Origin of the sequence: Lachnoanaerobaculum orale (assembly GCF_003862485.1) — a bacterium.
GTDB lineage: Bacteria > Bacillota > Clostridia > Lachnospirales > Lachnospiraceae > Lachnoanaerobaculum > Lachnoanaerobaculum orale.
On sequence record NZ_RRCM01000011.1, the window covers coordinates 1 to 1,676 of the forward strand.

Genomic DNA, 1,676 nt, shown 5'->3' on the forward strand with positions numbered 1-1,676 from the left:
TACTGTCATTTTCTGTGATTAAAGGCCTTCCATCTAAGTGTGCACTCCATGATCATCTTTCAAGTTTAATACACATGTTTTGCTTCCATAGCTACAGGAAACCTCTGCACCTCTTACCACATATTCATATCCTCCATATCCCTTCATTTCCTGATGCTCATACATTTTCTGTATACCGTCCGCCACTTTGCACCTCGTTCTTCGGATTTGTACTCCATTACTGCTACAAAATTTTACTTGCTTATATACACTATCTCTTCTTTACTGTTTAGTCTTATATTTCTTGCCTTTATTGTCAGTTTATCAGCTGCACTTATGTTCACATCTCCACTGCCTGTAAGCTTGAATCTTCTGTCATTCATGGTAAGTATATCATCTGCAATGAAGCTTATTCCCTCATTTGAGAAATTAAGACTTTTCTTTCCCACTTCCAATTGCTTTTTATTTTCATCACTACCTTTACTGCCGAAGGTTCGTACTACATACATATCTCCTGTATCCATACCTGCTATATAAAGTTGTGCTTTTTCTCCTTCATCAGGTACCGCATATAATACATTTCCGGTCTCAGGATACCAATCAAATCCATACTCCGGCTCTTTTTTTTCGATATCAAGTCTTAAATATACTTTTCCATCCTTATACCTCTTGATTTTCCCCATAAGACTCAAACCTATCATATTTTCATTTTCAAGCGGATATATCATATCTTCTATACATGATCTTTCAACCCCTTGATAATTAAATATCAACTCTCCCTTTGTAAACTCCACCTCTTTTTTATATAAAGTTAAAATCTTATTATCTAACGCTATGTTATCACCTATATCATAAGAGTTATATGTTCTTAGCCTATACTCTATTCGGCTTGTATCCTCATTTTTCCTGATCAGATCTCTACTCTCACTTATAATACCTCCCGGCTCAATCATATTCCCTGTATGTATTCCCATATGAATATGTGGCTTATCATATTCCATACTTGGATAGATAAATGTTTTTATGCAGGATGCCATTCTAACTGCAAAGTCCCAGGCACTCTCCTTATAGCAAAGCACAGGACTTTTAATTTCCTTATCCTTTATATTGTATTTACTGATGTCTCCTGAGTATCTTCTAGCCACTTCACGGGCAAGGTCACCATAAGTTTTTTCTATATTTTGAAATAATTCTGTATGTTCTTTATTATCTAATTTTTTACTGTATGAATATGCCTTAAGTTCAAAATAATGTACATCTGCTGATGAATGAATACTTATTTCTTCTACAAATCCTCGAAATACAGTATTTCCTTTGTATTTTATATGAATATCCATATCCTTTTTGTCTGTAAGAATTGTTTCCCCAAGGTTTTTCTCAAGCACTCCGCTAATATTACAGACGGTATGCATGTTCGGAACAGTTTTTATAACAAAGTTTTCAACCAGATAAATAGGTATTGCTATTTCTATTTCTAAATTTTCTATAATCAGCATAAAAAATCCCTTTCCGCTCACATCAAAAGCATATTTTTTCAGCTTATATGAATACCTTCACCACTCACAGTTATTCCGTCTTTTAATATTATTTGTGTATCATCTTGCAAAAGCATAATCCTTTTACCTGCCACCATGGATATATTTGAATCCTCACTGCTTATCTCAACAGTGTCCTTTGCTTTTATCAAAATACTTCCA

The 1,676-nt window shown here is 34.1% G+C and carries 2 protein-coding genes; both read right to left on the reverse strand.

Annotated elements, in window-relative coordinates; translation table 11 throughout:
• Nucleotides 1–33: 33 nt before the first annotated feature.
• Nucleotides 34–186, reverse strand: coding sequence for a hypothetical protein (locus tag EHW90_RS13205; RefSeq protein WP_243113968.1), 153 nt, complete (start codon nucleotides 184–186; stop codon nucleotides 34–36).
• A 47-nt stretch (nucleotides 187–233) separates the two neighbouring features.
• Nucleotides 234–1,475: a hypothetical protein gene (locus tag EHW90_RS13210; protein WP_124953118.1), complete on the reverse strand. Its 1,242-nt coding sequence runs from the start codon at nucleotides 1,473–1,475 to the stop codon at nucleotides 234–236.
• Nucleotides 1,476–1,676 lie beyond the last annotated feature (201 nt).